The sequence below is a fragment of the Hydrogenophaga sp. genome (assembly GCF_019635465.1).
Lineage (GTDB): Bacteria > Pseudomonadota > Gammaproteobacteria > Burkholderiales > Burkholderiaceae_C > Hydrogenophaga.
Window position 1 is genome coordinate 24,614 of sequence record NZ_JAHBZK010000023.1, and the last position, 22,187, is coordinate 46,800.

Sequence of the window (22,187 nt, forward strand, 5' to 3'; positions counted from 1 at the left end):
GGCTCAGCCCGCCTTTCGGATCGGGATCACCTTGGTGCCCGGGTCGTGTTCGGCCTCGACCATGCGGTCGATCAGGCGCCGCGCCCACATCGCACCAGCGTCGATGTTGAGGTTGTAGAAGCGGTGGTCCGGGTGCTCTTCGATCGCCTTCTGCTGCGCCTCCAGCACCAACTCGTCCTCGCGAAAGATGCCCGCCACGCCTTCGCGCAGCTGGTGCGTCAGGCGCTGCTCGCCCAGGCAGTAGTTGCGTGCAAAGGCCCAGAAGTAAAGGCAGGTGTTGTCGGTCTCGGGCGTGATGGTGTTGAGCACCATGCCGTTGACGCCCTGGCTGCGGTCGCCGCCATCGGCCGGCAAGGCGCCCGCCCCGGCCGGCGCCACGCCCACGTCGATGGCGACCGTGCACGGCGCCTCGAAGCGGATGATCTGCCAGCGGTCCACCGGCCCACGGTAGCCACGCGCCTGTTCGATCTGCCCGGCCCAGAATGGCGGCGCCTCGATGCCGCCCATCCAGCGTGTGACGGTCGCCGTGCGGTCACCGTGCGTGGCCACGAAGGGCGCCTCGGCCACGGCACGGTTGCCGATGCTGCTGCCGTGCACGAAGGTCTCGTGCGTGAGGTCCATGAGGTTGTCGATCACCAGCCGGTAGTCGCACTTCACCCGGATCATCTTGCCGTCGCCGGCCCAGGCGGGGTCGTGGTTCCAGTGCAGGTCGGGGATCAGCGACTCGTCGGCCAGCGCCGGGTCGCCGGGCCAGATCCACACAAAGCGGTGCTTCTCGGCCACCGGGAAGCGGCGCACGCACGCCGACGGGTTGATGCGCTCCTGGCTCGGCATGTGGGTACAGCGCCCTTCGGCGTTGAACACCAGCCCGTGGTAGCCACAGACCACCTGATCCCCGTCCAGGCGCCCCATGGACAGCGGCAGCAGGCGGTGCCAGCAGGCGTCCTCCAGCGCGGCCACCTGCCCGTCCGTCTGGCGAAACAGCACCAGTTTTTGCTTGCAGATGGTGCGCGCCAACAGGCTTCGACCCACCTCGACGTCGTAGGCGGCCGCGTACCAGGCATTGAGGGGAAAGTGGTTGCGATCGGTGTTCATGGATACGCACTGTATACATACAGCACCTATTTCATCCAGTTTTCCGCCTGATTCTCTCAACTTACCGGCCTTTATGTATCCAGAACAACTTCTCCCATTGTCAGCCCATCGGCCTTCCGCTACCGTCGCGGGCTTTCGAATCCGCAAAACCCTGAGGAGACCTCATGAGCCTGAATCCCCCGTTCCGCGCCGACCACGTCGGCAGCTTTCTGCGCCCGGCCTACCTGCTGGAGGCGCGTGAGAAGAAGGCCAAGGGCGAGATCACGGCCGCACAGCTGCGCGAGGTCGAAGACCGCGCCATCACCGAGATCGTGAAGTTCCAGGCCGACGTCGGCCTGCAGTCGATCACCGACGGCGAGTTCCGCCGTACCTACTTCCACATCGACTTCCTGGAGCAGCTCGGCGGCGTGAAGACCGACATCCCGGTCACCATCCGCAAGCCCGACGGCACCGAGGAGCTGGCCCCGCCCGTGATCCGCGTGATCGACAAGGTGCGCCACGCCAAGAACATCCAGCTGGCCGACTTCCAGTTCCTGCAGGCGCAGGTCAAGGCGCTGGGCAAACCCGGCCTCATGCCCAAGGTGACCATCCCCTCGCCCACCATGCTGCACTTCCGTGGCGGGCGCGCCGGCATCAGCAAGGCCGCCTACCCCGAGCTCGACCCGGTGTTCTACGACGACGTGGCCCAGGCCTACGCGGACGAGCTGCAAAGCCTGGCCGACGCCGGCTGCACCTATGTGCAGATGGACGACACCAACATGGCCTACCTGTGCGACGAGAAGATGCGTGAGGCGGCCCGCCAGCGCGGCGACGACCCCAACGAGCTGCCGCACCGCTATGCCGGCTTCATCAACAAGGTGGTGGAGCGCAAGCCGAAAGGCATGACCCTGGCCATGCACCTGTGCCGCGGCAACTTCAAGAGCACGCACGCCGCAGCCGGCAACTACGAGCCGGTGGCCGAAGCGCTGCTGTCCGAGATGAAGCTGGACGCCTTCTTCCTCGAGTACGACGACGACCGCTCGGGCGACTTCCGCCCGCTGCGCTACCTGGGCAAGGGCAAGACCGTGGTGCTGGGCCTGGTCACCACCAAGTTCGGCCAGCTCGAAAGCAAGGACGACCTCAAGCGCCGCATCGACGAGGCCGCGAAGTACGCCCCGCTGGAACAGCTCTGCCTGTCACCCCAGTGTGGCTTCTCCAGCACCGTGCACGGCAACAACATTGCGGTGGAAGACCAGCGCCGCAAGCTGGCGCTGGTGGTGGAGACGGCGCGCGAGGTCTGGGGCGGTTGAGCGCCACGCCCTGGCCGAAGACCAACGGGCTGGCACAGGCCCGTTGGTGTCTCCGCTCACTCGTGGTCAGGCTTGATGGCGATCACGTTGACGCGAACGGCATACATGAAGGCGCCGTCCTTCACGCACTGCTGGCCTATGCGATGAAGCGTTTGCTCGCAATTGGCGAGCCCCGTGTTGCCGTCCTCGGAAACCAACTCCGCTGACTCGACCGTAAACGCATCCAGCCTGTCGACGAGCACCCTCATCTGACTGCCATCGGGGCGAACCGCGTCAATGAAGACGCCGCCGGACTTCGGCGTCAACCCCGCCTGCACGATGCTTCTCACAATCTCTGCCAGAGCGTGAGCCTGGCCGTGTTCCATGCGGCTGGAGACGTGATAGAAACTGCAGAGCACTTCGCCACCCGGTGCGAGCGCCGTCTTCGCATCGCAGAAGAATTGGTTGCGCTGCTCCTCAGTCATGTAGGGAATTGCGCGGTCGATGCGAATGCTGTGTACGCTGCCTGGCTTCAACTCCAGTGCGGACAGCGTTTGGGCCTGCACATAGGTCACGCCCTCGTGAACGCCCGGGTTCTCCGACTGGTGCTGTTGCAGTCCGTTGATTTCGATCGGCGACGGCGAATACGCGATCACCTTCATGCCCTTTTTGCCCAGTTCGCGTGCCGCAATGGCCAAACCACAACCCGCGTCGACGATCACGGAGCCGGGCGCAAGCTTGTCATAGCGCTTCATGTCCTCCGGCAGCATCGGCTTTGCGCCGGGCGCGGTCACCGAGTTCAGGGCACCTTTGAATCCGGCCTCGGTATTGAATGAGCCTGTTTCCGGGCTGATATTGGTCCTGACGTACTGCAGGCTGGCTTCGCGCATGGCCATTGCATGAGGGTCGGCAGGGCCACGGGGCGAAAGGATGGTCGATTGGGGACGTCCAATTTGGCTAGTAGATATCCTGAACATGGTGTTTGGGTCTCTCAAGGTTGTGGGAGCCTTATTGCTCACCCCCATAAGTCGCCAACCCGGCAAATGCGTTGCAGCACGTGGCCTAGATCGTCTGGCGATGGCAATCAACCCGCGGCGTAGGCAATTGCCTGTGTTTCCGGGTCTGGCACTCGTGCCGTCGAAACGCGTCGACAACCAGGGCTTTCGAATTGCCTTGGTCGGCAGGGCAATTCATGCGCGTGGTGCCAGAATTCGTGCCTGCCCTCTTGCCTCTGCGTGGGTAGATCCACCGCAATGCAATCCCTTCAGCATCGGCGGATGGTCAACGCGCGCTTGCTGTCTCTCAATTCATCGGCCTTGCCATGCCCTCCCCGATTCACTTTCACTTCGACTTCATCTCGCCTTACGGCTATTTCGCCTCCCTGCGGGTGGAGTCGCTGGCAGCCCGCCATGGCCGCAACGTGCAATGGCACCCGATGTTGCTGGGCGTAGCCGTGCTCAAGGTGATGGGGCTCAAGCCGCTGATGGACACACCGCTCAAGGGCAATTACGTCGAGCGCGATGTGTTGCGCTACGCACGCGAGCACGACGTGCGCATGCAGCGTCACCCCCGCGACCCGGTGATGAACCCGCTGCCCTGCGCCCGTGCACTGGCCTGGGTGAACAAGCACCAACCCGGGCAGGCGGCGGCGGTCACGCATGCGCTGTACGGCGCCTACTGGGGTGAGGCGGCCGACCTGTCCACGCCGGCATCGCTGGCGCCTGTGGTGGGTGAAGCGATTGCCGAGGCCGCCGGCAGCGAGGACGCCGCCGCCTTGCTGCGCGCCGAGGTCGACGCTTCGCTGAAGGCCGGCATCTTCGGCTCGCCCTCCCTGGTCATCGATGGTGAACCGTTCTGGGGCGTGGACAAACTCGAGCAGGCCGAACGCTGGCTGGCGCGGGGCGGTTGGTAACCCCGTCGCGCCACGCCGACCGGGTCAGCCGAACCGCACCTCGGTCGGCACCGCAATAGCCGCCAGCGCCGATTGGAGGCGATCGGCAAGTGCTTCGTCGGCCTCGCCGTCAAAGCGCACCGTCGCGCGCTGACGGCCACCGTCGTCCACCGCCTGCACCTGCACCGCCCGATCGGGCGCCAGCTCGCGCGCCAGATCGGCCAGACGCAATTCGATGGCGCGCAATCGCAAGGCCGGCTTGAACACCTTGCCCACCGCGGTCAGCGGCAAGGCCTCGACGATGACCACGCGCTTGGGCACGGCCGGTCGCTCGTACACCTGGGGCGTCACCTCGCGCAGCAAGGCATTGGCATCCACCGATTCACCAGCGCGCAGCACCACGAAGGCGGCGGGCACTTCGCCGGCATAGGCATCGGGCTCGGCCACCACGGCGCACTGCGCCACCGCGGGGTGCGTGAGGAACGCGTCTTCCACCAGGCCCGGGTCGATGTTGTGCGAGCCGCGAATGATCACGTCCTTGGCGCGGCCGGTGAGGTGCACGCGCCCATCGGCGTCAATGTGGCCGAGATCGCCCGAGACGATCCAGCCCCGCTCGAACATGCCCGCATTGCGTTTGGCATCGAGGTAGCCCGGGCTCATGTGCGGCCCGCGCAGCACCACCACGCCGGTCTCGTCGGGCGCGCAGCGCTCGTCCAGCTTCACCTCGCCATCGCGCCAGGGCACGGCATGCACCTCGGTGAACGGCAGTCGCCAGCCCGCCGAGCCCGGCACGCGCGGCGCGTGCAGCGGTTCGATGCTGACCAGTCCTGCGCACTCGGTCATGCCCAGGATGTTGCGCACCGCAATGCCGGTGGCGGCCTCGAAGCGCTGCGCCAGTTCGGTGGGCAGCGGCGAGCCGCCGGTGTAGGCCGCGCGAATACGTGAGATATCGGCGTCGATGGGCACGCCCAGCAGGCTGGCCAGCACCGTGGGCACGCAGGCCAGGTGGGTCACACCCTCGCGCTCGCAGAAACGCCAGTAGTGCCGCACGAAGCCAGTGTTGCGCATGCCGCTGAGCGTGGGCAGCACCTGGCGCGCACCGATGGCCAGCAATGCCAGCCCGTACACGAAGGCGCCGGCCACGTGAAACAGCGGAAAGCCGTTGACCTCGACGCTGTGTTCGTTGCAGTCGTAATAAGCGTGCGCGAACCAGGCGGTGTGCGCCTCGTTGCCAGCAGTGTGCTGCGCCAGCTTGGGCGCACCGGTGGTGCCACCGGTGTGGAACAACGCCACCACGCGATCGGGGTTCAGGTCGGGCGCGAAGCTCAGCGTGTCCGGCTGCGCGGCCATCAGATCCTGCAGCGAGCTCAGCCCAGGGACCGCTTCGTCCACCACGATCGGCACCAGCGTGCACGCATGGTGGGCCTGCGCCTGCAAGGCCGTGGGCCACACCGCCAGCTCGGCGTTCGGCCCCAGCGCCACCAGTACTTTGGCGTTGGCGGCCTGCATCAGCGCGGCGATGTGATCGGGCTGCAGCAAGGTGTTGATGGGGCAGACGCGCCCGGCCAGTTGCGCACCCCACAGCACGGCGTGCGCCTCGGGCATGTTGGGCGCCAGCAGCGCCACGCTGTCGCCGGGGCCGATGCCCAGCGCGCGAAACGCATTGGCCGCCCGGTGCACCATGGACAGCAGCTCGCGATAACCGATGCGGCGCGCTGGCGTGGCCAGGTCGGCGTCGGGCAGGTAGGTGAAGGCCTCGCGATCGCCGAAGCGCTCGGCGGCGGCGCGGATCAGGCCATAGGGTGTGCGCTGGGGCGCGACCTCGTGCAGCGGGCGTTGCTCAAGCGCTTCGATGTCGGCCAGCGAGGTGAAGGCCTTCATGCGAGGCCCAGCAGCCGGATGGCGTTGCCCTTGAGGATGCCGGGCATCACCTCGGGTTTGAAGCCGGCCACTTCGAAGTCCTTCATCCAGCGCTCGGGTGTGATCAGCGGGTAGTCGCTGCCGAACAGGATGCGGTCCTTGAGCAGCGTGTTGGCGTACTGCACCAACTGCTTCGGAAAGTACTTCGGGCTCCAGCCGCTCAGGTCGATCCACACGTTGGGCTTGTGCGTGGCCACGCTCAGCGCCTCGTCCTGCCAGGGGAAGCTCGGGTGCGCCATGACGATCTGCATGTCGGGGAAGTCGATCGCCACGTCGTCTAGGTGCATGGGGTTGCTGTACTCCAGCCTCAGCCCGCCACCACAACGCATGCCGCTGCCGATGCCGCTGTGCCCGGTGTGAAAGATCGCGGGCATCTTGTGCGCGTTGATCACCTCGTAGATCGGCCAGGCCATCTTGTCGTAGGGGTGGTAGCCCTGCACCGTCGGGTGGAACTTGAAGCCCTTGATGCCCTCTTCCTTGATCAGCCGCTCGGCCTCGCGCGCACCCATCTTGCCCTTGTGCGGATCGATGCTGGCAAAGGCCATCATCATGTCGCTGTTCTCGCGTGCGGCCTGTGCAATCTCTTCGTTGGGAATGCGCCGACGCCCGAGCTTGCTCTCGCTGTCTACGGTGAACATCACCAGGCCGATCTTCCTTTCGCGGTAGTAGGCGATGGTCTCGGCAATGGTCGGTCGCCGGTCGCTGCCGAAGTACTTGTCGGCGGCGCGGTCGTATTCCTCACCATAGTTGTCGAAGGGGTTCCAGCAACTCACTTCGGCGTGGGTGTGGATGTCGATGGCGATCAGGTTCTGATGGTCCATGGCTTGTCTCCAGCGGGCGATTTCCGGGTAAACCCGTACGCCAGGGCCGGGGCGTCGGGTTGATTTGGTTATGGTTTATAACAATAATCCACGACCACCTCAAGCACGAGCGAGACCATGCCCATTCAGACCAACGACCTCACGATCGAGCTGCGCGGAGACCAGCAGCAAGTCGCTCTCATCACCCTCAACCGCCCGACCAAACGCAACGCGCTCAACGACGGTCTGGTGCTCGCCATTCGCGACGTTTTCCAGGGCATGCCGCACAGCGTGCGCGCAGCCGTCATCCATGGCAATGGCGACCACTTCTGCGCCGGCCTCGATCTGTCCGAGCTGAGCGAGCGCGACGCGGCCGCCGGCCTGCACCATTCCCGCCTGTGGCACGCCGCACTCGACTGCGTGGAACGCGGCCCGGTGCCGGTGGTGGCCGCACTGCACGGAGCCGTCGTCGGCGGCGGCCTGGAACTGGCCAGCGCCTGCCACGTGCGCGTGGCCGATGCCTCCACCTTTTTCGCCCTGCCCGAGGGTTCGCGCGGCATCTTTGTTGGCGGCGGTGGTTCGGTGCGCATCCCGCGCCTGATCGGTACCGCCCGCATGGCCGACATGATGTTCACCGGCCGTGTGCTCAGCGCCGACGAAGGCGAGCGCGCCGGCCTGGCCCAGTACCTGGTGCCGCAGGGCAACGCGCTGGACAAGGCCATGGAACTGGCCACGCGCATTGCCGCCAACGCGCCGCTGACCAACTACGCGCTGATGCAGGCGCTGCCGCGCATCGCCGACCAACCGGCCGACCACGGCTTCTTCACCGAAGCGCTGATGTCGGCCATCGTGCAGGACGCGCCCGAAGCCAAGGCCCGCGTGCGCGAGTTTCTCGAAGGCCGTGGCCCCAAGGTGAAGAAGCAATGAGCGCTTCACCACGCTACCGGCCGATGGCCTTCGGCGTGACCGAGGCCGACCTTCGTCACACCGACGACGGCACCGCCTACCTCAAGGCCACGGTGCCCTTGCAGGCCTGGCCCCACCGGCTCACCGACCGCCTGGTTTACTGGGCCCGGGTCGCACCCGATCGCACATTCATGGCGCGCCGCGAGCGCCTGCCCGACGGCAGCACCGGCGACTGGGTGCACCTGAGCTACGCGCAGGCGCTCGACGCCGCGCGCCGCATCGGGCAAGGCCTGATCGATCGCGGCCTGAGCGCCGAGCGCCCGGTGCTCATCGCCAGCGAGAACGACCTCGAGCACGCGCAGATCGCCCTTGGCTGCCTGTACGCGGGCATCCCCTGGGCCCCCGCATCGCCCGCGTATTCGCTGGTCAGCCAGGACTACGACAAGCTGCGCCACCTGGTGAACACGCTCACGCCCGGCCTGGTCTATGCGGCCGACGCGCCGCGCTACGAGCGCGCGCTGCTCGCCACGCTGGGCGACGACGTCGAGATCGTCACCGGCAGTGGCACGGTGCCCGGGCGCGCCACCACCAGCTTCGCGACCTTGCGCGCGACCGAACCCACGCCGGCCATCGACGCGGCCATGCAGGCCACCGGCCCCGAGACCATCGTCAAGTTCCTGTTCACCTCGGGCTCGACCAAGCTGCCCAAGGCGGTCATCAACACGCACCGCATGTGGTGCGCCAACCAGCGGCAAATGGCGCAAAGCATGCCGCTGCTGGCCGACCCCGACGTGCCGCCGGTGCTGGTGGACTGGCTGCCCTGGAACCACACCTTTGGCGGCAACCACAACGTGGGCCTCACGCTCATGCACGGTGGCACGCTCTACATCGACGACGGCAAACCCACACCGGCGCTGATCGGCGAGACCTTGCGCAACCTGCGCGAGATCGCGCCCACCGTGTACTTCAATGTGCCCACCGGCTTCGAGGCCATCGCCAACGCCATGAAGACCGACACCTTGCTGCGCGACACCCTGCTCAGCCGCGTGCGCATGTTCTTCTATGCCGGCGCCGCGCTGGCGCAGCCGGTGTGGGACACGCTGCACGCGGTGCAGGAGCAGGCCATCGGCGAGCGCGTGGTGATGGGCACCGGACTGGGCATGACCGAGTCGGGGCCCTTCGGCATCTTCATCACGCGCCCCGAGGTGAAGTCTGGCGATCTGGGCCTGCCCGCGCCGGGCCTGGAGCTCAAGCTGGTGCCCAGCGGCGACAAGGTCGAGGTGCGCTACCGCGGCCCCAACATCACGCCCGGCTACTGGCGCAGCCCCGACGCCACCGCCGAGGCTTACGACGACGAAGGCTTCTTCTGCACTGGCGACGCGGTGAGCTGGATCGAACCCGGCAACCCGCACCTGGGCTTGCGCTTCGACGGCCGCATCGCCGAGGACTTCAAGCTCGCCACCGGCACCTTCGTGAGCGTGGGGCCGCTGCGCGCGAAGATCATCGCCGCGGGCGCCCCCTTCGTGCAGGACGCGGTCATCACCGGCCTCAACGAGAAGGAAGTCGGCGCCATGCTCTTCACCACCGGTGCAGTGCGTGGCCTGGCCGGCCTGCCGGCCGATGCGCCCATGGCCGAGGTGCTGACCGCGCCCAAGGTGCTCGCGCACTTCCAGCAGGTGGTCAACGACCTGGCCGCGCAGGCCACCGGCAGCGCCAACCGCGTGGCACGCCTGATCCTGCTGGCCGAGCCACCCAGCATCGACAAGGGCGAGGTCACCGACAAGGGCTCCATCAACCAGCGCGCCGTGCTCAAGCACCGCGCCGAGCTCGTCGCCGCGCTGCACGCCGGCACCGCGCCCAACACCCTCAAGCCCCAATGAGCCAACCGCAGATAGACACCATCCGGCGCTACCTCAAGGCACTGCACGCCAGCGACACCGCCGGCCTCATCGCCAGCTTCGAGGCCGACGGCATGGTGCATTCGCCCTTTCTGGGCGACATGCTCGCGCGCGATTTCTTTCCGCGCCTGGCGCAGGCCTCGAGCAACAGCGTCATCACGCCCATCGACCTCTTCGCCAGCGTCGAGCCGGCCACCCAGCACACGCGGGTGGCCGCCTACTTCCGCTACGACTGGACGCTCAAGGACGGCAAGGTCGTCACCTTCACCTGCGTGGACGTGTTCACCTTCCGCCCCGGCAGCGACCGCATCGCGGACATGAACATCGTCTACGACACCCATCCACTGCGCGAAGAGGTCGGCGACAAGTACGCCTGACGCGCCACAACCACCACCCAACAGGAGACACCATGAACATTCAAGGACAGGCCGCACTCGTCACCGGCGGCGGCTCCGGCCTCGGCGAAGCCACCGCACGCGAACTGGCCCGCCTGGGCGCCAAGGTCGCGGTGCTTGACGTCAACCTCGAAGGCGCGCAACGCGTGGCGGCCGACATCGGGGGCATCGGGCTCAAGTGCGACGTGACCGACACCGCCAGCGTGCAGGCCGCCATCGATGCCGCCGCTGCCGCGCACGGTCCGGCGCGCATGCTGATGAACATCGCCGGCATCGGCACCGCCAAGCGCGTGGTGCAAAAGGACGGCAGCGCCGCGCCGCTGGAAGACTTCGCCAAGGTCATCAACGTCAACCTCATCGGCACCTACAACGCCAGCCGCCTGTTTGCCGCGGCCTGCGCCAAGCTCGACCCCATGGAAGACGGCGAGCGCGGCGTGATGCTGTTCACCGCCAGCGTGGCCGCTTACGACGGTCAGGTCGGCCAGCAGGCCTACAGCGCGTCCAAAGGTGGCCTCGTCGGCATGACGCTGCCGATGGCGCGCGACCTCGCACAGCACGGCATCCGCGTCTGCACCATCGCCCCGGGGCTGTTCTCCACGCCGCTGATGCGCCAGCTGCCCGAGCCGGTGCAGGCCTCGCTGGCGGCCAGCATCCCCTTCCCGTCTCGCCTGGGCAAGCCCGAAGAGTTCGCAGCGCTGGCGGCGCACATCGTCACCAACACGCACCTCAACGGCGAGGTGATCCGCCTCGACGGCGCGCTGCGCATGGCGCCGCGCTGAGCTGTCCATCTCCGTGGAACACCGGTTCCATGCCCTCTCCTGAAAGCCGTTGCTCATGACCAAGGTGGTTGTCTATGAAGTGGAGGTGATGTTCGGCGATTGCGATCCCGCCGGCATCGTCTTCTTCCCCAACTTCAGCAAATGGATGGACGCGTCCTCGCTGAACTTCTTCGTGCAGTGCGGCGTGCCGCCCTGGCGCGAACTGGTCAAGACGCGCGGCATCATCGGCACACCGCTGCTGGAGATTCACACCGTGTTCAAGCGCCCGGCCACCTATGGCGAGCGCATCCAGGTGCACACCAGCGTCATCGAGTGGGGGGCCAAGGTCTTCAAGCACCAGCACCGCGTGATGCGCGGCGACACCCTGCTGTGCGAAGGCACCGAGGTGCGCGCCTTCTGCGAGCGTGATCCGGCCGATGCGTCGCGCATCCGCGCGATACCCGTGCCCGATGACATTCGCCGCCTGTGCGAATAATCCCGCCCATGCCGGAGACCTCCATCGCCAACGCCATGCGCCGCCCTCGTGGTGCGCGCAAATCGTCGGCGCCCGAGCCGGCACCGGCCGCCGCGCCGATGGGCGACGGCCTGCCCGACACGCGCTACCTCGAGACCCTGGTGGGCTACAACGCGCGCCGCGCGGCGCTGTCGGTCATCGCGATCTTTCTGCGCCGCATGGCCCCGTACGACCTGCGCCCGGTCGACTTCTCGGTGCTCACCGTCATCGCGCACAACCCGGGGGTCACCTCGCGGCAGATCTGCGCGGCGCTGGACATCCTGCCGCCCAACCTGGTAGGCATGGTCAAGGCGCTGATCAAGCGCAAGCTCATCGTGCGCAAGCCCCACCCCAGCGACGGCCGCGCCTTCGGCCTGCACCTCTCCGCCGCGGGCGCGAAGCTGCACCGCGAGGCCCAGGCAACGGCCAGCGCGCTCGAGGCCGAGGCCACGGCGGCCTTGTCCAGCGACGAGGTCGAGACCCTCATATCGCTGCTGCGCAAGGTCTACCGCCCGGGTAGCGCCGGCGCCGGCAACGGCGACGCCGGGCTCTGAACCCGTCGCGCGCGCCTGTCAACGGGCGCTAACCCGGGTGGCCCGATCGCCACATTGCTGCACCGCACACAGCTAGCAACTTGGTAGCGCGCCCTTGCGTGCCTATAGTGGACCGCTCTGGCAAGAACAGGCCCCGTCCAGGCCGCGCGAGGAGACCGCCCATGAGCAAGGACAACGACGCCCTGATCCAGCTGTTCGAGCTGCTGGAGTCACGCTACGCCATGCGCATCGTGTGGGCACTGGCCGATGGCCACCCGCAAACCTTTCGGCTGCTGCAGGACAGCGTGGGCGGGGTGACCCCCAACACGCTCAACACCCGGCTGAAGGAATTGCGCGGCGCCCACCTGATCGACCACAACGGCAGCGGCTACCTGCTCACGCCGCACGGCGCCGAGCTGGTGCGCCGCCTGGCCGATCTCAAACCCTATGCGGGGCGCTGGCAACACCAGCAGCAACGTCAGGCCGCCCGGGCAGACCACAACGGCCATGCCGGTGGCCATGCCAACGGCAATGGCAGCGCCAAGTCGCTGGCACCGGCCGGGCGCAACGGCAGCGCGCGATCGGCACCCAAGCGCCATGCCGCCGTGCGCCACGGCCTGCGCGCGGCGGCCTGAAGGCCGCAACCCGGGCAACCCGGGCAACCCGGGTCGCCCATGTGGCGCTCAGGCCGCCGGGCTGTCCACCACCACCTGACGCTGCTCGCCCAGGCCGCGCCCGCCCAGGGTGATCACGTCGCCCGCCTTCAGATACAGCGGCGGCTTGTGGCCCATGCCCACCCCCGGCGGGGTGCCGGTGGGGATCACGTCGCCGGGTTGCAGCACCATGAAGCGGCTGAGGTAGCTCACGATGTGGGCCACGCCGAAGATCATGGTGCGGGTGTTGCCGCTCTGGCGGCGCACGCCGTTCACGTCCAGCCACAGGTCCACGTCCTGCGGGTCGCCCAGCTCGTCGGGCGTGATCAGCCAGGGGCCGATCGGGCAGTGCGTGGGGTAGCTCTTGCCCTTGACCCACTGGCCTTCGTAGGCCATCTGGTAGGCGCGCTCCGACACGTCGTTGACCAGGCAGAAGCCCGCTACGTGGCTCAGCGCATCCGCCTCGCTCACATGGAAGGTGCGCTGGCCGATCACGATGCCCAGCTCCACCTCCCAGTCGAGCTGGGTCGAGCCCGGCGGCAGCCACACATCGTCGTTGGGGCCGCTGATCGCGGCGCTGTGCTTGTTGAACACGATGGGCTGGCCCGGCGGCTTGAGGCCGGCTTCGGCCGCGTGGTCGGCGTAGTTCAGCCCGATGGCGACCACGTTGCCCACACGCCCCACACACGGGCCCAGGCGCGTGCCGAATGGCACGGGCGGCAGCGTCAGGGGGTCGAGCGAGGCCAGGCGGGCCATAGAATCCGGGCCCAGCGTGGCCGGCTCGATGTCGGCCAGCACGCCCGAGAGGTCACGCAGCGTGCCGCTGGCGTCGATCAGGCCGGGCAATTCGGCGCCCGGCTGCCCATGGCGAATCAGTTTCATGGTTCGGCTGTGAAGGAATGCGAAGGGCGCCGATTCTGCCCGGGCCACCAACCAGGCGCAGAAAAGTTTCCCGCTCCCCCTTGAAAAGCGGGTCAAGCGCCCCAATTGCCCGACTTGTCGGGCAAACCCGCCCTATCCCACCCACCGCAACGCCCTGAAACGATGAGCCAGACGCCTCCCCACGACCCGAAAGCCCCTCAGGACACCGCGCCCATGAGCCCCGAGGAAGCCGAGGCCGCGCAGGCCGCCAACGAAGCCGACGCTCAGACCGCCTTGCAGGCCGAGCTGGACAAGGCCAAGGCACAGAACGCCGATCTGGCCGATCAGTACCTGCGCGCCAAGGCCGAGGCCGAAAACGCCCGCCGCCGCGCCGACGAAGAGGTGTCCAAGGCGCGCAAATTCGCGGTCGAGAGCTTTGCCGAAAGCCTGCTGGCGGTGGCCGACAGCCTCGAAGCCGGTCTGGCCGTTCAGGAAGCCACGCGCGAGCAGCTGCGCGAAGGCACCGAGGCCACGCTCAAACAACTCAAGAGCGCGCTGGAGCGCCACAAGGTGGTCGAGATTGCTCCGGCCGCTACGGCAAAGTTCGACCCCCACCAGCACCAGGCCATCAGCATGGTGCCCGCCGACCAGGAGCCCAACACCGTGGTGACGGTGCTGCAAAAGGGCTACCTCATTGCCGACCGCGTGCTGCGCCCGGCGCTGGTCACGGTGGCGGCCCCCAAATGAACTTGTCCACAGCAGGGGCTTGAAAAGCCCACTGCTTATCCACACCTTCCGCACATCACTTTCACACCTATTTCCACATTCGGACGGAGAACCACATGGGACGCATCATCGGCATCGACCTCGGCACCACGAACTCGTGCGTGGCCATCATGGAAGGCAACAACACCAAGGTGATCGAGAACAGCGAAGGTGCACGCACCACGCCGTCGATCGTTGCCTACCAGGAAGACGGTGAGGTGCTGGTCGGCGCCTCGGCCAAGCGCCAGGCCGTGACCAACCCCAAGAACACGCTGTACGCCATCAAGCGCCTGATCGGTCGCAAGTTCACCGAGAAGGAAGTGCAAAAGGACATCGACCTGATGCCCTACTCCATCGTCGCGGCCGACAACGGCGACGCCTGGGTCGAAGTGCGCGGCAAGAAAATCTCGGCCCAGCAAGTGTCGGCCGACATCCTGCGCAAGATGAAGAAAACCGCCGAGGACTACCTGGGCGAGCCGGTCACCGAGGCCGTCATCACCGTGCCCGCGTACTTCAACGACGCCCAGCGCCAAGCCACCAAAGACGCCGGCCGCATCGCCGGCCTCGACGTCAAGCGCATCATCAACGAGCCCACCGCTGCGGCCCTGGCCTTCGGCCTGGACAAGCAGGACAAGGGCGACCGCAAGATCGCCGTGTATGACCTGGGCGGTGGCACCTTCGACGTGTCCATCATCGAGATCGCCGACGTCGATGGCGAGAAGCAGTTCGAAGTGCTCTCCACCAACGGCGACACCTTCCTGGGCGGTGAAGACTTCGACCAGCGCATCATCGACCACATCATTTCCGAGTTCAAGAAAGAGCAAGGCGTCGACCTGAGCAAGGACGTGCTGGCCCTGCAGCGCCTGAAGGAAGCCGCCGAGAAGGCCAAGATCGAGCTGTCGTCCTCGGCCGCCACCGACATCAACCTGCCCTACATCACGGCCGATGCCTCGGGCCCGAAGCACCTGAACATCAAGCTCACCCGCGCCAAGCTCGAGGCCCTGGTGGAAGAGCTGATCGAACGCACCATCGCGCCCTGCCGCACCGCCATCAAGGACGCCGGCGTGAGCGTGGGCGAGATCCACGACGTGATCCTGGTCGGCGGCATGACCCGCATGCCCAAGGTGCAGGACAAGGTCAAGGAGTTCTTCGGCAAGGAGCCGCGCAAGGACGTCAACCCCGATGAAGCCGTGGCCGTCGGCGCCGCCATCCAAGGCCAGGTGCTCTCGGGTGACCGCAAGGACGTGCTGCTGCTCGACGTGACTCCGCTGTCGCTGGGCATCGAAACCATGGGTGGCGTCATGACCAAGATGATCGCCAAGAACACCACCATCCCGACCAAGTTCTCGCAGGTGTTCTCCACCGCCGACGACAACCAGCCGGCCGTGACCATCAAGGTGTTCCAGGGCGAGCGCGAAATCGCATCCGGCAACAAGCTGCTGGGTGAGTTCAACCTCGAAGGCATCCCCGCCGCACCGCGTGGCCTGCCGCAGATCGAAGTGACCTTCGACATCGACGCCAACGGCATCCTGCACGTGGGCGCCAAGGACAAGGGCACCGGCAAGGAAAACAAGATCACCATCAAGGCCAACTCGGGTCTGTCCGAAGCCGAGATCCAGCAGATGGTGAAAGACGCCGAGCTCAACGCCGCCGAAGACAAGAAGAAGGTCGAACTCGTGCAGGCCCGCAACCAGGCCGAAGCCATGGTCCACAGCGTGAAGAAGAGCCTGGGCGAACACGGCGACAAGCTCGAAGCGGCCGAAAAAACCGCCATCGAAGACGCGCTCAAGGCCCTGGAAGAAGCCGCCAAGGGCGAGGACAAGGACGACATCGAAGCCAAGACCACGGCCCTGATGACCACCAGCCAGAAGCTGGGCGAGAAGGTCTACGCCGCGCAACAGGCCGAACAAGCCGCCGCCGGTGCAGGCGCCGAAACGCAAGCCGAAGCCAAGCCCGCGGCCGACGACGACGTGGTCGACGCGGAAGTGAAAGAGGTCAAGAAGGGTTGATCGTTTCGCCCGATCTGCCATCGCGCCGCGTCGGGGCAACCTGACGCGGCGTTCGTGCTCACAGACAACGCTCCAACAACATGGCCAAACGCGACTTTTACGAAGTGCTGGGTGTGCCCAAGAACGCCTCCGATGAGGAGATCAAGAAGGCGTACCGCAAGCTCGCCATGAAGCACCACCCGGATCGCAACCAGGGCGATGCGGCCAAGGGCGCCGAAGAGAAGTTCAAAGAGGCCAAAGAGGCCTACGAGATGCTGTCGGACCCGCAGAAGAAGGCGGCTTACGACCAGTACGGCCACGCCGGTGTCGACCCGAACATGCGCGGTGGCGCAGCGGGTGGCGCCGAGGGCTTTGGCGCCTTTGGGGACGCCTTCGGCGACATCTTTGGCGACATCTTCGGCGGTGCCCGCCGGGGTGCGGGCGGCGGCCGTCAGGTCTACCGCGGCGCCGACCTGTCGTATGCGATGGAGGTCTCGCTTGAAGAGGCCGCCAACGGCAAGGAAACGCAGATCCGCATCCCGAGCTGGGACGACTGCGAGACCTGCCACGGCAGCGGCGCCAAGCCCGGCACCAGCGCCAAGACCTGTGGCACTTGCCATGGGCAGGGCGTGGTGCAGATGCGCCAGGGCTTCTTCAGCGTGCAGCAGACCTGCCCGACCTGCCAGGGCCGCGGCAAGGTGATCCCCGAGCCCTGCACCACCTGCCACGGCCAGGGCAAGATCAAGAAGCAGAAGACGCTGGAGATCAAGATTCCCGCCGGCATCGACGACGGCCAGCGCATCCGCTCCACCGGCAACGGCGAGCCGGGGCAGAACGGCGGCCCCGCGGGCGACCTGTACATCGAGATCCGGCTGCGCAAGCACGACATCTTCGAGCGCGACGGCGACGACTTGCACTGCCAGGTGCCGGTGCCCATGACCACCGCCGCCCTGGGTGGCGAGATCGACGTGCCCACGCTGCAAGGCAAGGCCACCATCGACCTGCCCGAGGGCACGCAAAGCGGCAAGACTTTCCGCCTGCGCGGCAAGGGCATCAAGGGCGTGCGCTCCAGCTACCCCGGCGACCTGTACTGCCACGTGGCGGTGGAAACGCCGGTCAAGCTCACCGAGCACCAGCGCAAGCTGCTCAAAGAGCTTGACGAGTCGTTCAAGAAAGGCGGGCACAAACACAGCCCGAACGACAAAGGATGGTTTGAAAAAGCGAAAGACTTTTTCTCGTGAGAGAAAAAGGCACAGGCGGGCGACAGCACGCCTTTCGCTTTTCTGCAGAAGGCCAAAGACTTCTTCTCGCAAGGGAAGAAGTGCGCAGCGCCAGCGACAGTTGGCCTTTGGACTCTTGCTAAAAGGCGAAGGATTTCTTCTCGTAAGCAGCTACCCCACAAGCAAGCGGCACCTCGGTGCCGCTTTTTTTTTTGGACGCTGGCGCCTGGTCAGGTCGCGGCGCCGTACCGGTACCGAATCGCCTCGTCCTTGCGCGGCCCGCGGATGGTCCAGGCCACGCTGATCGCATCGGCCTCGCAGTGCAGCTGCGCCGCATAGACATCGGCCGCGCACAGGTGCGGCTGCACGGTGTGCCAACTGCCCTCGCCGGCCCAGGCCAGGTCGAACAGAAACACCGGGTGGTCCGGCCCCTGGCGCAGGTGCTCCAAGCGCAGCCGCTCGCCCACCGCCGTCCAGCGAAACACGTTGCGGAAAGCCACGCCCGCCGCGCCGGGCCGCTCGGCCTGCCACACGCCGGCTTCCTCGAACAGCACCACGCCCGGTTGCGGGCTGCTCACCCGCACCTCGCCCGTGCCCACGCCGTCCCAGCCCGTGCCGGCCTGGCTGCGCGCTTCGAAACGCAGGGTGCGCACGCGGCTCAACGCTGCGAGCACATCGGCCAGGGCCTCACGCGCAACCAAGGCCTCAGCCATGCAAGGCAGCGGTGAGCCGGTCCAGGTTCTGTTCGTTCGCGGGCACCAGCACGCCGCGCATGGCTTGCATGAACTTCGGGTCGTCGAAGGTCTGCGTCCAGTCCAGACGCGTGCCCTGGGGCGCGGGTGTCAGCGCCACGGTCAGCGTGAACCAGGGCGCGCAATCGTGGCGGATCACCACGCACTCGCCGGCCACCAGCCGCTGGAACACGCTGCGATTCGCGTAGCGCTGGCCATCGGGGCCGATCATGTCGAACACCCAGGCACCCCCTTCGCGGAACTCGAACACCTCGAAGGCGTTGCTGAAACCCGCCGGCCCCCACCAACTGGCCAGCGTCGCGCCATCGGCAAAGGCGCCGTAGATGGCGGCCGCGTCGAAGGGCAGTACCCGTTGGGTGTGCAGGCTGCGCTCGTCGGTCTGGGGGCTGTCCATGCGGTTCTCCGCCAGTGAAGGAGCCGCGAGTCTGCACCATCCGCCCGCGCACACACACGGCGGGCCTATGCCCCCCATTGGGACGATCGATTGGCCTTGATTGATAGCTTTTGGCAAACTCATCGCTCACATCGATTGACGGAGCACCCATGGCCACCCTTGTCCGCCAGATCCAGCCCGTGTGGGCCCAGTTGCAGCAGCTTGAACTGCCGGTGCCGGCGCACGCCCTGCGCAACGCCCTGCTGGCGCTGGCCGCGGGCGTGCTGGCCATGGCGGGGCTGGCGGCGGCGTCCACCTTCTGGGGGCCCACGCGGGCGTGGTGGATGGCGGTGGAAGGCGGCACCGCGCTGGTGGCCGGCGTGCAGGCCTCGTTGCTGGCCGCGGTGGCCACGGCGGTGGGCGCCTTGCCCGTGTTCGTGGTGCAGCGCATCGGCAAGCGGCAGGAGTCGGCCTTCATGTCGTTTTCGGCCGGAGTGATGCTGGCGGCCGCCGTGTTCTCGCTGCTCATGCCCTCGCTGGACGCGGCCAGGGCGCTGGTGGGCGCGGGCGGCACCAGCGCCCTGCTGTCGGGCCTGGGCTTGGCGCTGGGCATGGGGCTGATGCTGCTGATCGACCGCGCACTGCCGCACGAGCACGCCGTGCTGCCGCCGGCCGCGCACGGCCACACCGCCGCGTGGGGCGCCGCAGATGCCGAGACCAAGGCCGACACCCAGCGCGCCTGGCTCATGGTGCTGGCGCTGATGATCCACAACGTGCCCGAGGGCCTGGCCGTGGGCGCCGCTTACGCCGGCCCGGCCAACGCCAACACCGTGCACGACGGCGCGGCCGTGGCGCTGGCCATCGGCCTGCAGAACATGCCCGAAGGCCTGATCGTGGCCATGGCCCTGCGCACGCTGGGCATGGGCGCGGGCAAGGCCTGGGGCGTGGCCGCCCTCACCGGCCTGGCCGAACCGCTGGGCGCCCTGCTGGGTGTGCTGGTGCTGGGCAGCGTGCCGGTGTTCTACCCGCTGGGCCTGGCGCTGGCCGCGGGCGCCATGATCTTCGTCGTGAGCCACGAGATCATTCCCGAGACGCACCGCAACGGCTTCGAGGGCGCGGCCAGCGCCACGCTGCTGGCGGGCTTCATCTTCATGATCTGGCTCAACGAAGCCTTCGCCTGAGGCTCAGACGCATCCGCACACGGGGCTAAGATGCCCTGCCATGGGCGTTCACATCCGATTCCTCGGCGGCACCGGCACCGTCACCGGCTCGAAGTACCTCGTCGAACACGACAACCAGCGACTGCTGGTGGACTGCGGGCTGTTCCAGGGTTTCAAGCAGCTGCGGCTGCGCAACCGCGACCCGCTGCCGGTGATTCCGGCGCAGATCGGCGCGGTGGTGCTCACCCATGCGCACATCGACCACAGCGGCTACTTTCCGCTGCTGGTCAAAGAGGGCTTCAAGGGCAAGGCCTGGTGCAGCACTGGCACACGCGACCTGTGCCGCATCATGCTGCCCGACAGCGGCCACCTGCAGGAAGAAGACGCCGCCTTTGCCAACCGCAAGGGCTTCAGCAAGCACAAGCCGGCGCTGCCGCTCTACACCGTTGAAGACGCCGAAGACAGCCTCAAGCACCTGCGCGCCGTGCGCCTGCACGAAACCTTCGAGCCCCTGCGTGGCTGGCAGGTGCGCCTGAGCGGGGCCGGGCACATTCTGGGCGCCACCAGTGTGTTGATTGAGGTGGGTGGGCGCCGCCTGCTGTTCTCGGGCGACCTGGGCCGCCCCGACGACATGCTGATGCTGCCGCCCGAGCCACCGCCCGAGGCCGACGTGGTGGTGTGCGAATCCACCTACGGCGACCGCACCCACCCCGCCGAGGACCTGCTGGCCGAGCTCGGCCCCGCGCTGGCCCGCGTGGCCGCGCGCGGCGGTACGGCCGTCGTGCCGGTGTTTGCCGTGGGGCGTGCGCAAGCGCTGCTGCACGCCATCGTGCAACTCAAGGCGCAGGGCGTGGTCCCGCAAGGTCTGCCGGTCTACCTCGACAGCCCGATGGCGATTTCCACCACCGACCTGTACGACCAGCACCTGGGCGAGCACCGACTGAACGCCGCGCAATGCCGCGACATGGAGCACGTGGCCAAGATGACGTCGAGCGTCGAGCAGTCCAAGGCCATCGCCCTGCAGCACGGGCCCAAGATCGTGCTGTCGGCCAGCGGCATGGCCACTGGCGGGCGCGTGCTGCACCACCTGGTGCAGTACCTGGGCGACCACCGCAACATGGTGGTGCTCACCGGCTACCAGGCGCCCGGCACGCGCGGCGCCACGCTGGCCAGCGGCGCCACGCAGCTGCGCGTGTTCGGACAAGAGCTGCCGGTGCGGGCCGAGGTGGTGCAACTGGCCTCGGCCTCGGCCCATGCCGACAGCAATCAACTGATGGCCTGGCTGCAGCAGCTGCCCAAACCGCCGCACCGCGTGTTCGTCACCCACGGCGACATGGCCGCGTCCGACGCGCTGCGCGCGCGCATCGAACACACGCTGGGCTGGCACGCCATGGTGCCGGAGCACGGCAGCACCTGGCTGGCCTGAACCGGATGGCCTGAAGCGGCCCGCGCGGTCGATTGCACTGAACTTCTGGCGCGCAACGCGCCTCCCTCTGCCATGCACACCCCCACCGCACTGCTGACACCCGCTCTCGCGCTGGCGCTGACCGCGCCCTGGTCGGCGCTGGCGCAGACCAGCGCCGCACCAACTTCCGAACCCGCCACCTCACCCGCACCCGCACAAGTCGACTCGCCATCCGACACCCTCGCCCAGTGCCTGGCCAAACTGCGCCCCAGCGCCATCGCCAGCGGCGTGCGCGGCGACACCTTCGACACCCACACCGCCGGCCTTCAGGCCGACACCGGCGTCATCGCCAGCCTGGACACGCAGCCCGAGTTCAAGACCCCCATCTGGGACTACCTGGCCGTGCTGGTGGACGACGAGCGCGTGGCCGACGGCCAGGCCATGCTGCAGCAGCACGCCGAGGTACTGCAGCGCGTGCACACCACCTACGGCGTGGACCCCGCCACCGTGGTGGCCGTGTGGGGCGTGGAGAGCAACTACGGGCGCGGCTTTGGCCGCACGCCCATCGTGCGTTCGCTGGCGTCACTTTCTTGCGAGGGGCGGCGGCAAAGCTACTTTCGCACCGAGCTGTTTGCCGCGCTGCGCATCCTGCAGGCCGGCCACTTTGCGCCCGAGCGCTTCACCGGCTCGTGGGCGGGTGCTTTCGGGCAGACGCAGTTCATGCCCAGCACCTTCGAGCGCCTGGCGGTGGACTTTGACGGCGATGGCCGCGCCGACTTGTTCGACAGCGCGGCCGACGCCCTCGCCTCCACCGCCAACTACCTGCAGCGCGCGGGCTGGCGCGACGGCCTGGCCTGGGGCTTTGAGGTGAAGCTGCCGGCCGGCTTCAGCACCGCCGGCGAGGGCCGCCGCAGCAAACGCGCCGGCAGCACCTGGGCCGCGCGCGGCGTGCGCCGCGCAGATGGCGAGCCCCTGCCCGGCGACCTGCCCATGGGCCTGCTCACACCCGCGGGCGCCGAAGGGCCGGCCTTC

22 protein-coding genes are annotated in these 22,187 nt (G+C 67.5%); 15 read left to right on the plus strand and 7 right to left on the minus strand.

Annotated features, from left to right (window positions below):
• Positions 1-3: 3 nt before the first annotated feature.
• Positions 4-1,095, minus strand: coding sequence for an aromatic ring-hydroxylating dioxygenase subunit alpha (locus KF871_RS18100; protein WP_291145847.1), 1,092 nt, complete (start codon positions 1,093-1,095; stop codon positions 4-6).
• Positions 1,096-1,259: 164 nt separating this feature from the next.
• On the opposite strand from KF871_RS18100, the gene KF871_RS18105 reads away from it, so the two are divergent.
• On the plus strand, positions 1,260-2,384 hold the full coding sequence (locus KF871_RS18105; protein WP_291145850.1) for a 5-methyltetrahydropteroyltriglutamate--homocysteine S-methyltransferase: 1,125 nt from the start codon (positions 1,260-1,262) through the stop codon (positions 2,382-2,384).
• A 56-nt stretch (positions 2,385-2,440) separates the two neighbouring features.
• Here KF871_RS18105 and KF871_RS18110 read toward each other — a convergent pair whose 3' ends face one another.
• Complete coding sequence (locus KF871_RS18110; RefSeq protein ID WP_291145852.1) at positions 2,441-3,253, minus strand: bifunctional 2-polyprenyl-6-hydroxyphenol methylase/3-demethylubiquinol 3-O-methyltransferase UbiG; 813 nt, start codon at positions 3,251-3,253, stop codon at positions 2,441-2,443.
• A 431-nt stretch (positions 3,254-3,684) separates the two neighbouring features.
• Between KF871_RS18110 and KF871_RS18115 the strand changes: the two genes are divergently transcribed.
• The gene (locus KF871_RS18115; RefSeq protein ID WP_291145854.1) at positions 3,685-4,275 is read left to right on the plus strand and encodes a 2-hydroxychromene-2-carboxylate isomerase; all 591 of its coding nucleotides are present in this window, start codon (positions 3,685-3,687) and stop codon (positions 4,273-4,275) included.
• 24 nt (positions 4,276-4,299) lie between these two features.
• Here KF871_RS18115 and KF871_RS18120 read toward each other — a convergent pair whose 3' ends face one another.
• Together KF871_RS18120 and KF871_RS18125 are read right to left on the minus strand one after the other, a co-directional pair.
• Positions 4,300-6,135, minus strand: coding sequence for an AMP-binding protein (locus KF871_RS18120; protein ID WP_291145857.1), 1,836 nt, complete (start codon positions 6,133-6,135; stop codon positions 4,300-4,302).
• Positions 6,132-6,995, minus strand: a complete 864-nt coding sequence (locus tag KF871_RS18125) for an amidohydrolase family protein (RefSeq protein ID WP_291145859.1) — start codon at positions 6,993-6,995, stop codon at positions 6,132-6,134. The genes KF871_RS18120 and KF871_RS18125 overlap by 4 nt, the downstream gene beginning before the upstream one ends.
• 123 nt (positions 6,996-7,118) lie before the next feature.
• On the opposite strand from KF871_RS18125, the gene KF871_RS18130 reads away from it, so the two are divergent.
• The 7 genes from KF871_RS18130 to KF871_RS18790 all read left to right on the plus strand — a co-directional run bounded on the left by KF871_RS18130 (position 7,119) and on the right by KF871_RS18790 (position 12,613).
• A complete protein-coding gene (locus tag KF871_RS18130; protein ID WP_291145894.1) occupies positions 7,119-7,901 on the plus strand; it encodes a crotonase/enoyl-CoA hydratase family protein in 783 nt (260 codons plus the stop codon).
• On the plus strand, positions 7,898-9,760 hold the full coding sequence (locus KF871_RS18135; RefSeq protein WP_291145861.1) for a feruloyl-CoA synthase: 1,863 nt from the start codon (positions 7,898-7,900) through the stop codon (positions 9,758-9,760). Before KF871_RS18130 ends, KF871_RS18135 begins: the two co-directional genes overlap by 4 nt.
• Entirely contained in the window at positions 9,757-10,155 is a 399-nt protein-coding gene (locus tag KF871_RS18140) for a nuclear transport factor 2 family protein (protein WP_291145863.1), read from the plus strand. The genes KF871_RS18135 and KF871_RS18140 overlap by 4 nt, the downstream gene beginning before the upstream one ends.
• Positions 10,156-10,187: 32 nt before the next feature.
• Positions 10,188-10,952, plus strand: a complete 765-nt coding sequence (locus KF871_RS18145; RefSeq protein ID WP_291145865.1) for an SDR family NAD(P)-dependent oxidoreductase — start codon at positions 10,188-10,190, stop codon at positions 10,950-10,952.
• A gap of 55 nt (positions 10,953-11,007) precedes the next feature.
• Positions 11,008-11,427 carry a thioesterase family protein gene (locus KF871_RS18150; RefSeq protein ID WP_291145867.1) on the plus strand — a complete coding sequence of 140 codons (420 nt, stop codon included), beginning with the start codon at positions 11,008-11,010 and terminating at the stop codon, positions 11,425-11,427.
• An 8-nt stretch (positions 11,428-11,435) separates the two neighbouring features.
• Positions 11,436-11,999 (plus strand): MarR family transcriptional regulator, encoded by a 564-nt coding sequence (locus KF871_RS18155; protein WP_291145870.1) that lies wholly within the window; start codon positions 11,436-11,438, stop codon positions 11,997-11,999.
• A gap of 161 nt (positions 12,000-12,160) precedes the next feature.
• Positions 12,161-12,613, plus strand: coding sequence for a winged helix-turn-helix transcriptional regulator (locus KF871_RS18790; protein WP_367172068.1), 453 nt, complete (start codon positions 12,161-12,163; stop codon positions 12,611-12,613).
• Positions 12,614-12,661: 48 nt separating this feature from the next.
• Here KF871_RS18790 and KF871_RS18165 read toward each other — a convergent pair whose 3' ends face one another.
• Positions 12,662-13,513: a fumarylacetoacetate hydrolase family protein gene (locus KF871_RS18165; protein WP_291145873.1), complete on the minus strand. Its 852-nt coding sequence runs from the start codon at positions 13,511-13,513 to the stop codon at positions 12,662-12,664.
• A gap of 162 nt (positions 13,514-13,675) precedes the next feature.
• Here KF871_RS18165 and grpE point away from each other — a divergent pair, with 162 nt between their 5' ends.
• The 3 genes from grpE to dnaJ all read left to right on the plus strand — a co-directional run bounded on the left by grpE (position 13,676) and on the right by dnaJ (position 17,486).
• Positions 13,676-14,239, plus strand: coding sequence for a nucleotide exchange factor GrpE (gene grpE / locus KF871_RS18170; protein ID WP_291145877.1), 564 nt, complete (start codon positions 13,676-13,678; stop codon positions 14,237-14,239).
• Positions 14,240-14,334: 95 nt separating this feature from the next.
• Entirely contained in the window at positions 14,335-16,266 is a 1,932-nt protein-coding gene (dnaK, locus tag KF871_RS18175) for a molecular chaperone DnaK (RefSeq protein ID WP_291145880.1), read from the plus strand.
• An 80-nt stretch (positions 16,267-16,346) separates the two neighbouring features.
• Positions 16,347-17,486 (plus strand): molecular chaperone DnaJ, encoded by a 1,140-nt coding sequence (dnaJ, locus tag KF871_RS18180; RefSeq protein ID WP_291145882.1) that lies wholly within the window; start codon positions 16,347-16,349, stop codon positions 17,484-17,486.
• 209 nt (positions 17,487-17,695) lie between these two features.
• On the opposite strand, the gene KF871_RS18185 is transcribed toward dnaJ, so the two are convergent.
• Together KF871_RS18185 and KF871_RS18190 are read right to left on the minus strand one after the other, a co-directional pair.
• On the minus strand, positions 17,696-18,178 hold the full coding sequence (locus KF871_RS18185) for a DUF6314 family protein (protein WP_291145884.1): 483 nt from the start codon (positions 18,176-18,178) through the stop codon (positions 17,696-17,698).
• Entirely contained in the window at positions 18,171-18,611 is a 441-nt protein-coding gene (locus KF871_RS18190; RefSeq protein WP_291145886.1) for an SRPBCC domain-containing protein, read from the minus strand. The genes KF871_RS18185 and KF871_RS18190 overlap by 8 nt, the downstream gene beginning before the upstream one ends.
• Positions 18,612-18,760: 149 nt before the next feature.
• On the opposite strand from KF871_RS18190, the gene KF871_RS18195 reads away from it, so the two are divergent.
• From KF871_RS18195 to KF871_RS18205, 3 genes are all read left to right on the plus strand, one after another.
• Positions 18,761-19,771, plus strand: a complete 1,011-nt coding sequence (locus tag KF871_RS18195; protein ID WP_291145888.1) for a ZIP family metal transporter — start codon at positions 18,761-18,763, stop codon at positions 19,769-19,771.
• Between the two features lie 40 nt (positions 19,772-19,811).
• Positions 19,812-21,176, plus strand: coding sequence for an MBL fold metallo-hydrolase (locus tag KF871_RS18200; protein ID WP_291145890.1), 1,365 nt, complete (start codon positions 19,812-19,814; stop codon positions 21,174-21,176).
• A gap of 72 nt (positions 21,177-21,248) precedes the next feature.
• Positions 21,249-22,187: lytic transglycosylase domain-containing protein (locus tag KF871_RS18205; protein WP_291145892.1), on the plus strand; the 939-nt coding region annotated here is incomplete at its 3' end.

Bases quoted from the DNA above. Each gene is read 5' to 3' on its own strand.
- KF871_RS18135 (WP_291145861.1), top strand. From the start codon at position 7,898: ATGAGCGCTTCACCACGCTACCGGCCGATGGCCTTCGGCGTGACCGAG.
- KF871_RS18145 (WP_291145865.1), top strand. From the start codon at position 10,188: ATGAACATTCAAGGACAGGCCGCACTCGTCACCGGCGGCGGCTCCGGC.
- KF871_RS18140 (WP_291145863.1), top strand. From the start codon at position 9,757: ATGAGCCAACCGCAGATAGACACCATCCGGCGCTACCTCAAGGCACTG.
- KF871_RS18185 (WP_291145884.1), bottom strand. From the start codon at position 18,178: ATGGCTGAGGCCTTGGTTGCGCGTGAGGCCCTGGCCGATGTGCTCGCA.
- dnaK (WP_291145880.1), top strand. From the start codon at position 14,335: ATGGGACGCATCATCGGCATCGACCTCGGCACCACGAACTCGTGCGTG.
- KF871_RS18155 (WP_291145870.1), top strand. From the start codon at position 11,436: ATGCCGGAGACCTCCATCGCCAACGCCATGCGCCGCCCTCGTGGTGCG.
- KF871_RS18110 (WP_291145852.1), bottom strand. From the start codon at position 3,253: ATGCGCGAAGCCAGCCTGCAGTACGTCAGGACCAATATCAGCCCGGAA.
- KF871_RS18105 (WP_291145850.1), top strand. From the start codon at position 1,260: ATGAGCCTGAATCCCCCGTTCCGCGCCGACCACGTCGGCAGCTTTCTG.
- grpE (WP_291145877.1), top strand. From the start codon at position 13,676: ATGAGCCAGACGCCTCCCCACGACCCGAAAGCCCCTCAGGACACCGCG.
- KF871_RS18125 (WP_291145859.1), bottom strand. From the start codon at position 6,995: ATGGACCATCAGAACCTGATCGCCATCGACATCCACACCCACGCCGAA.
- KF871_RS18200 (WP_291145890.1), top strand. From the start codon at position 19,812: ATGGGCGTTCACATCCGATTCCTCGGCGGCACCGGCACCGTCACCGGC.
- KF871_RS18790 (WP_367172068.1), top strand. From the start codon at position 12,161: ATGAGCAAGGACAACGACGCCCTGATCCAGCTGTTCGAGCTGCTGGAG.
- KF871_RS18120 (WP_291145857.1), bottom strand. From the start codon at position 6,135: ATGAAGGCCTTCACCTCGCTGGCCGACATCGAAGCGCTTGAGCAACGC.
- dnaJ (WP_291145882.1), top strand. From the start codon at position 16,347: ATGGCCAAACGCGACTTTTACGAAGTGCTGGGTGTGCCCAAGAACGCC.
- KF871_RS18165 (WP_291145873.1), bottom strand. From the start codon at position 13,513: ATGAAACTGATTCGCCATGGGCAGCCGGGCGCCGAATTGCCCGGCCTG.
- KF871_RS18195 (WP_291145888.1), top strand. From the start codon at position 18,761: ATGGCCACCCTTGTCCGCCAGATCCAGCCCGTGTGGGCCCAGTTGCAG.
- KF871_RS18115 (WP_291145854.1), top strand. From the start codon at position 3,685: ATGCCCTCCCCGATTCACTTTCACTTCGACTTCATCTCGCCTTACGGC.
- KF871_RS18150 (WP_291145867.1), top strand. From the start codon at position 11,008: ATGACCAAGGTGGTTGTCTATGAAGTGGAGGTGATGTTCGGCGATTGC.
- KF871_RS18100 (WP_291145847.1), bottom strand. From the start codon at position 1,095: ATGAACACCGATCGCAACCACTTTCCCCTCAATGCCTGGTACGCGGCC.
- KF871_RS18190 (WP_291145886.1), bottom strand. From the start codon at position 18,611: ATGGACAGCCCCCAGACCGACGAGCGCAGCCTGCACACCCAACGGGTA.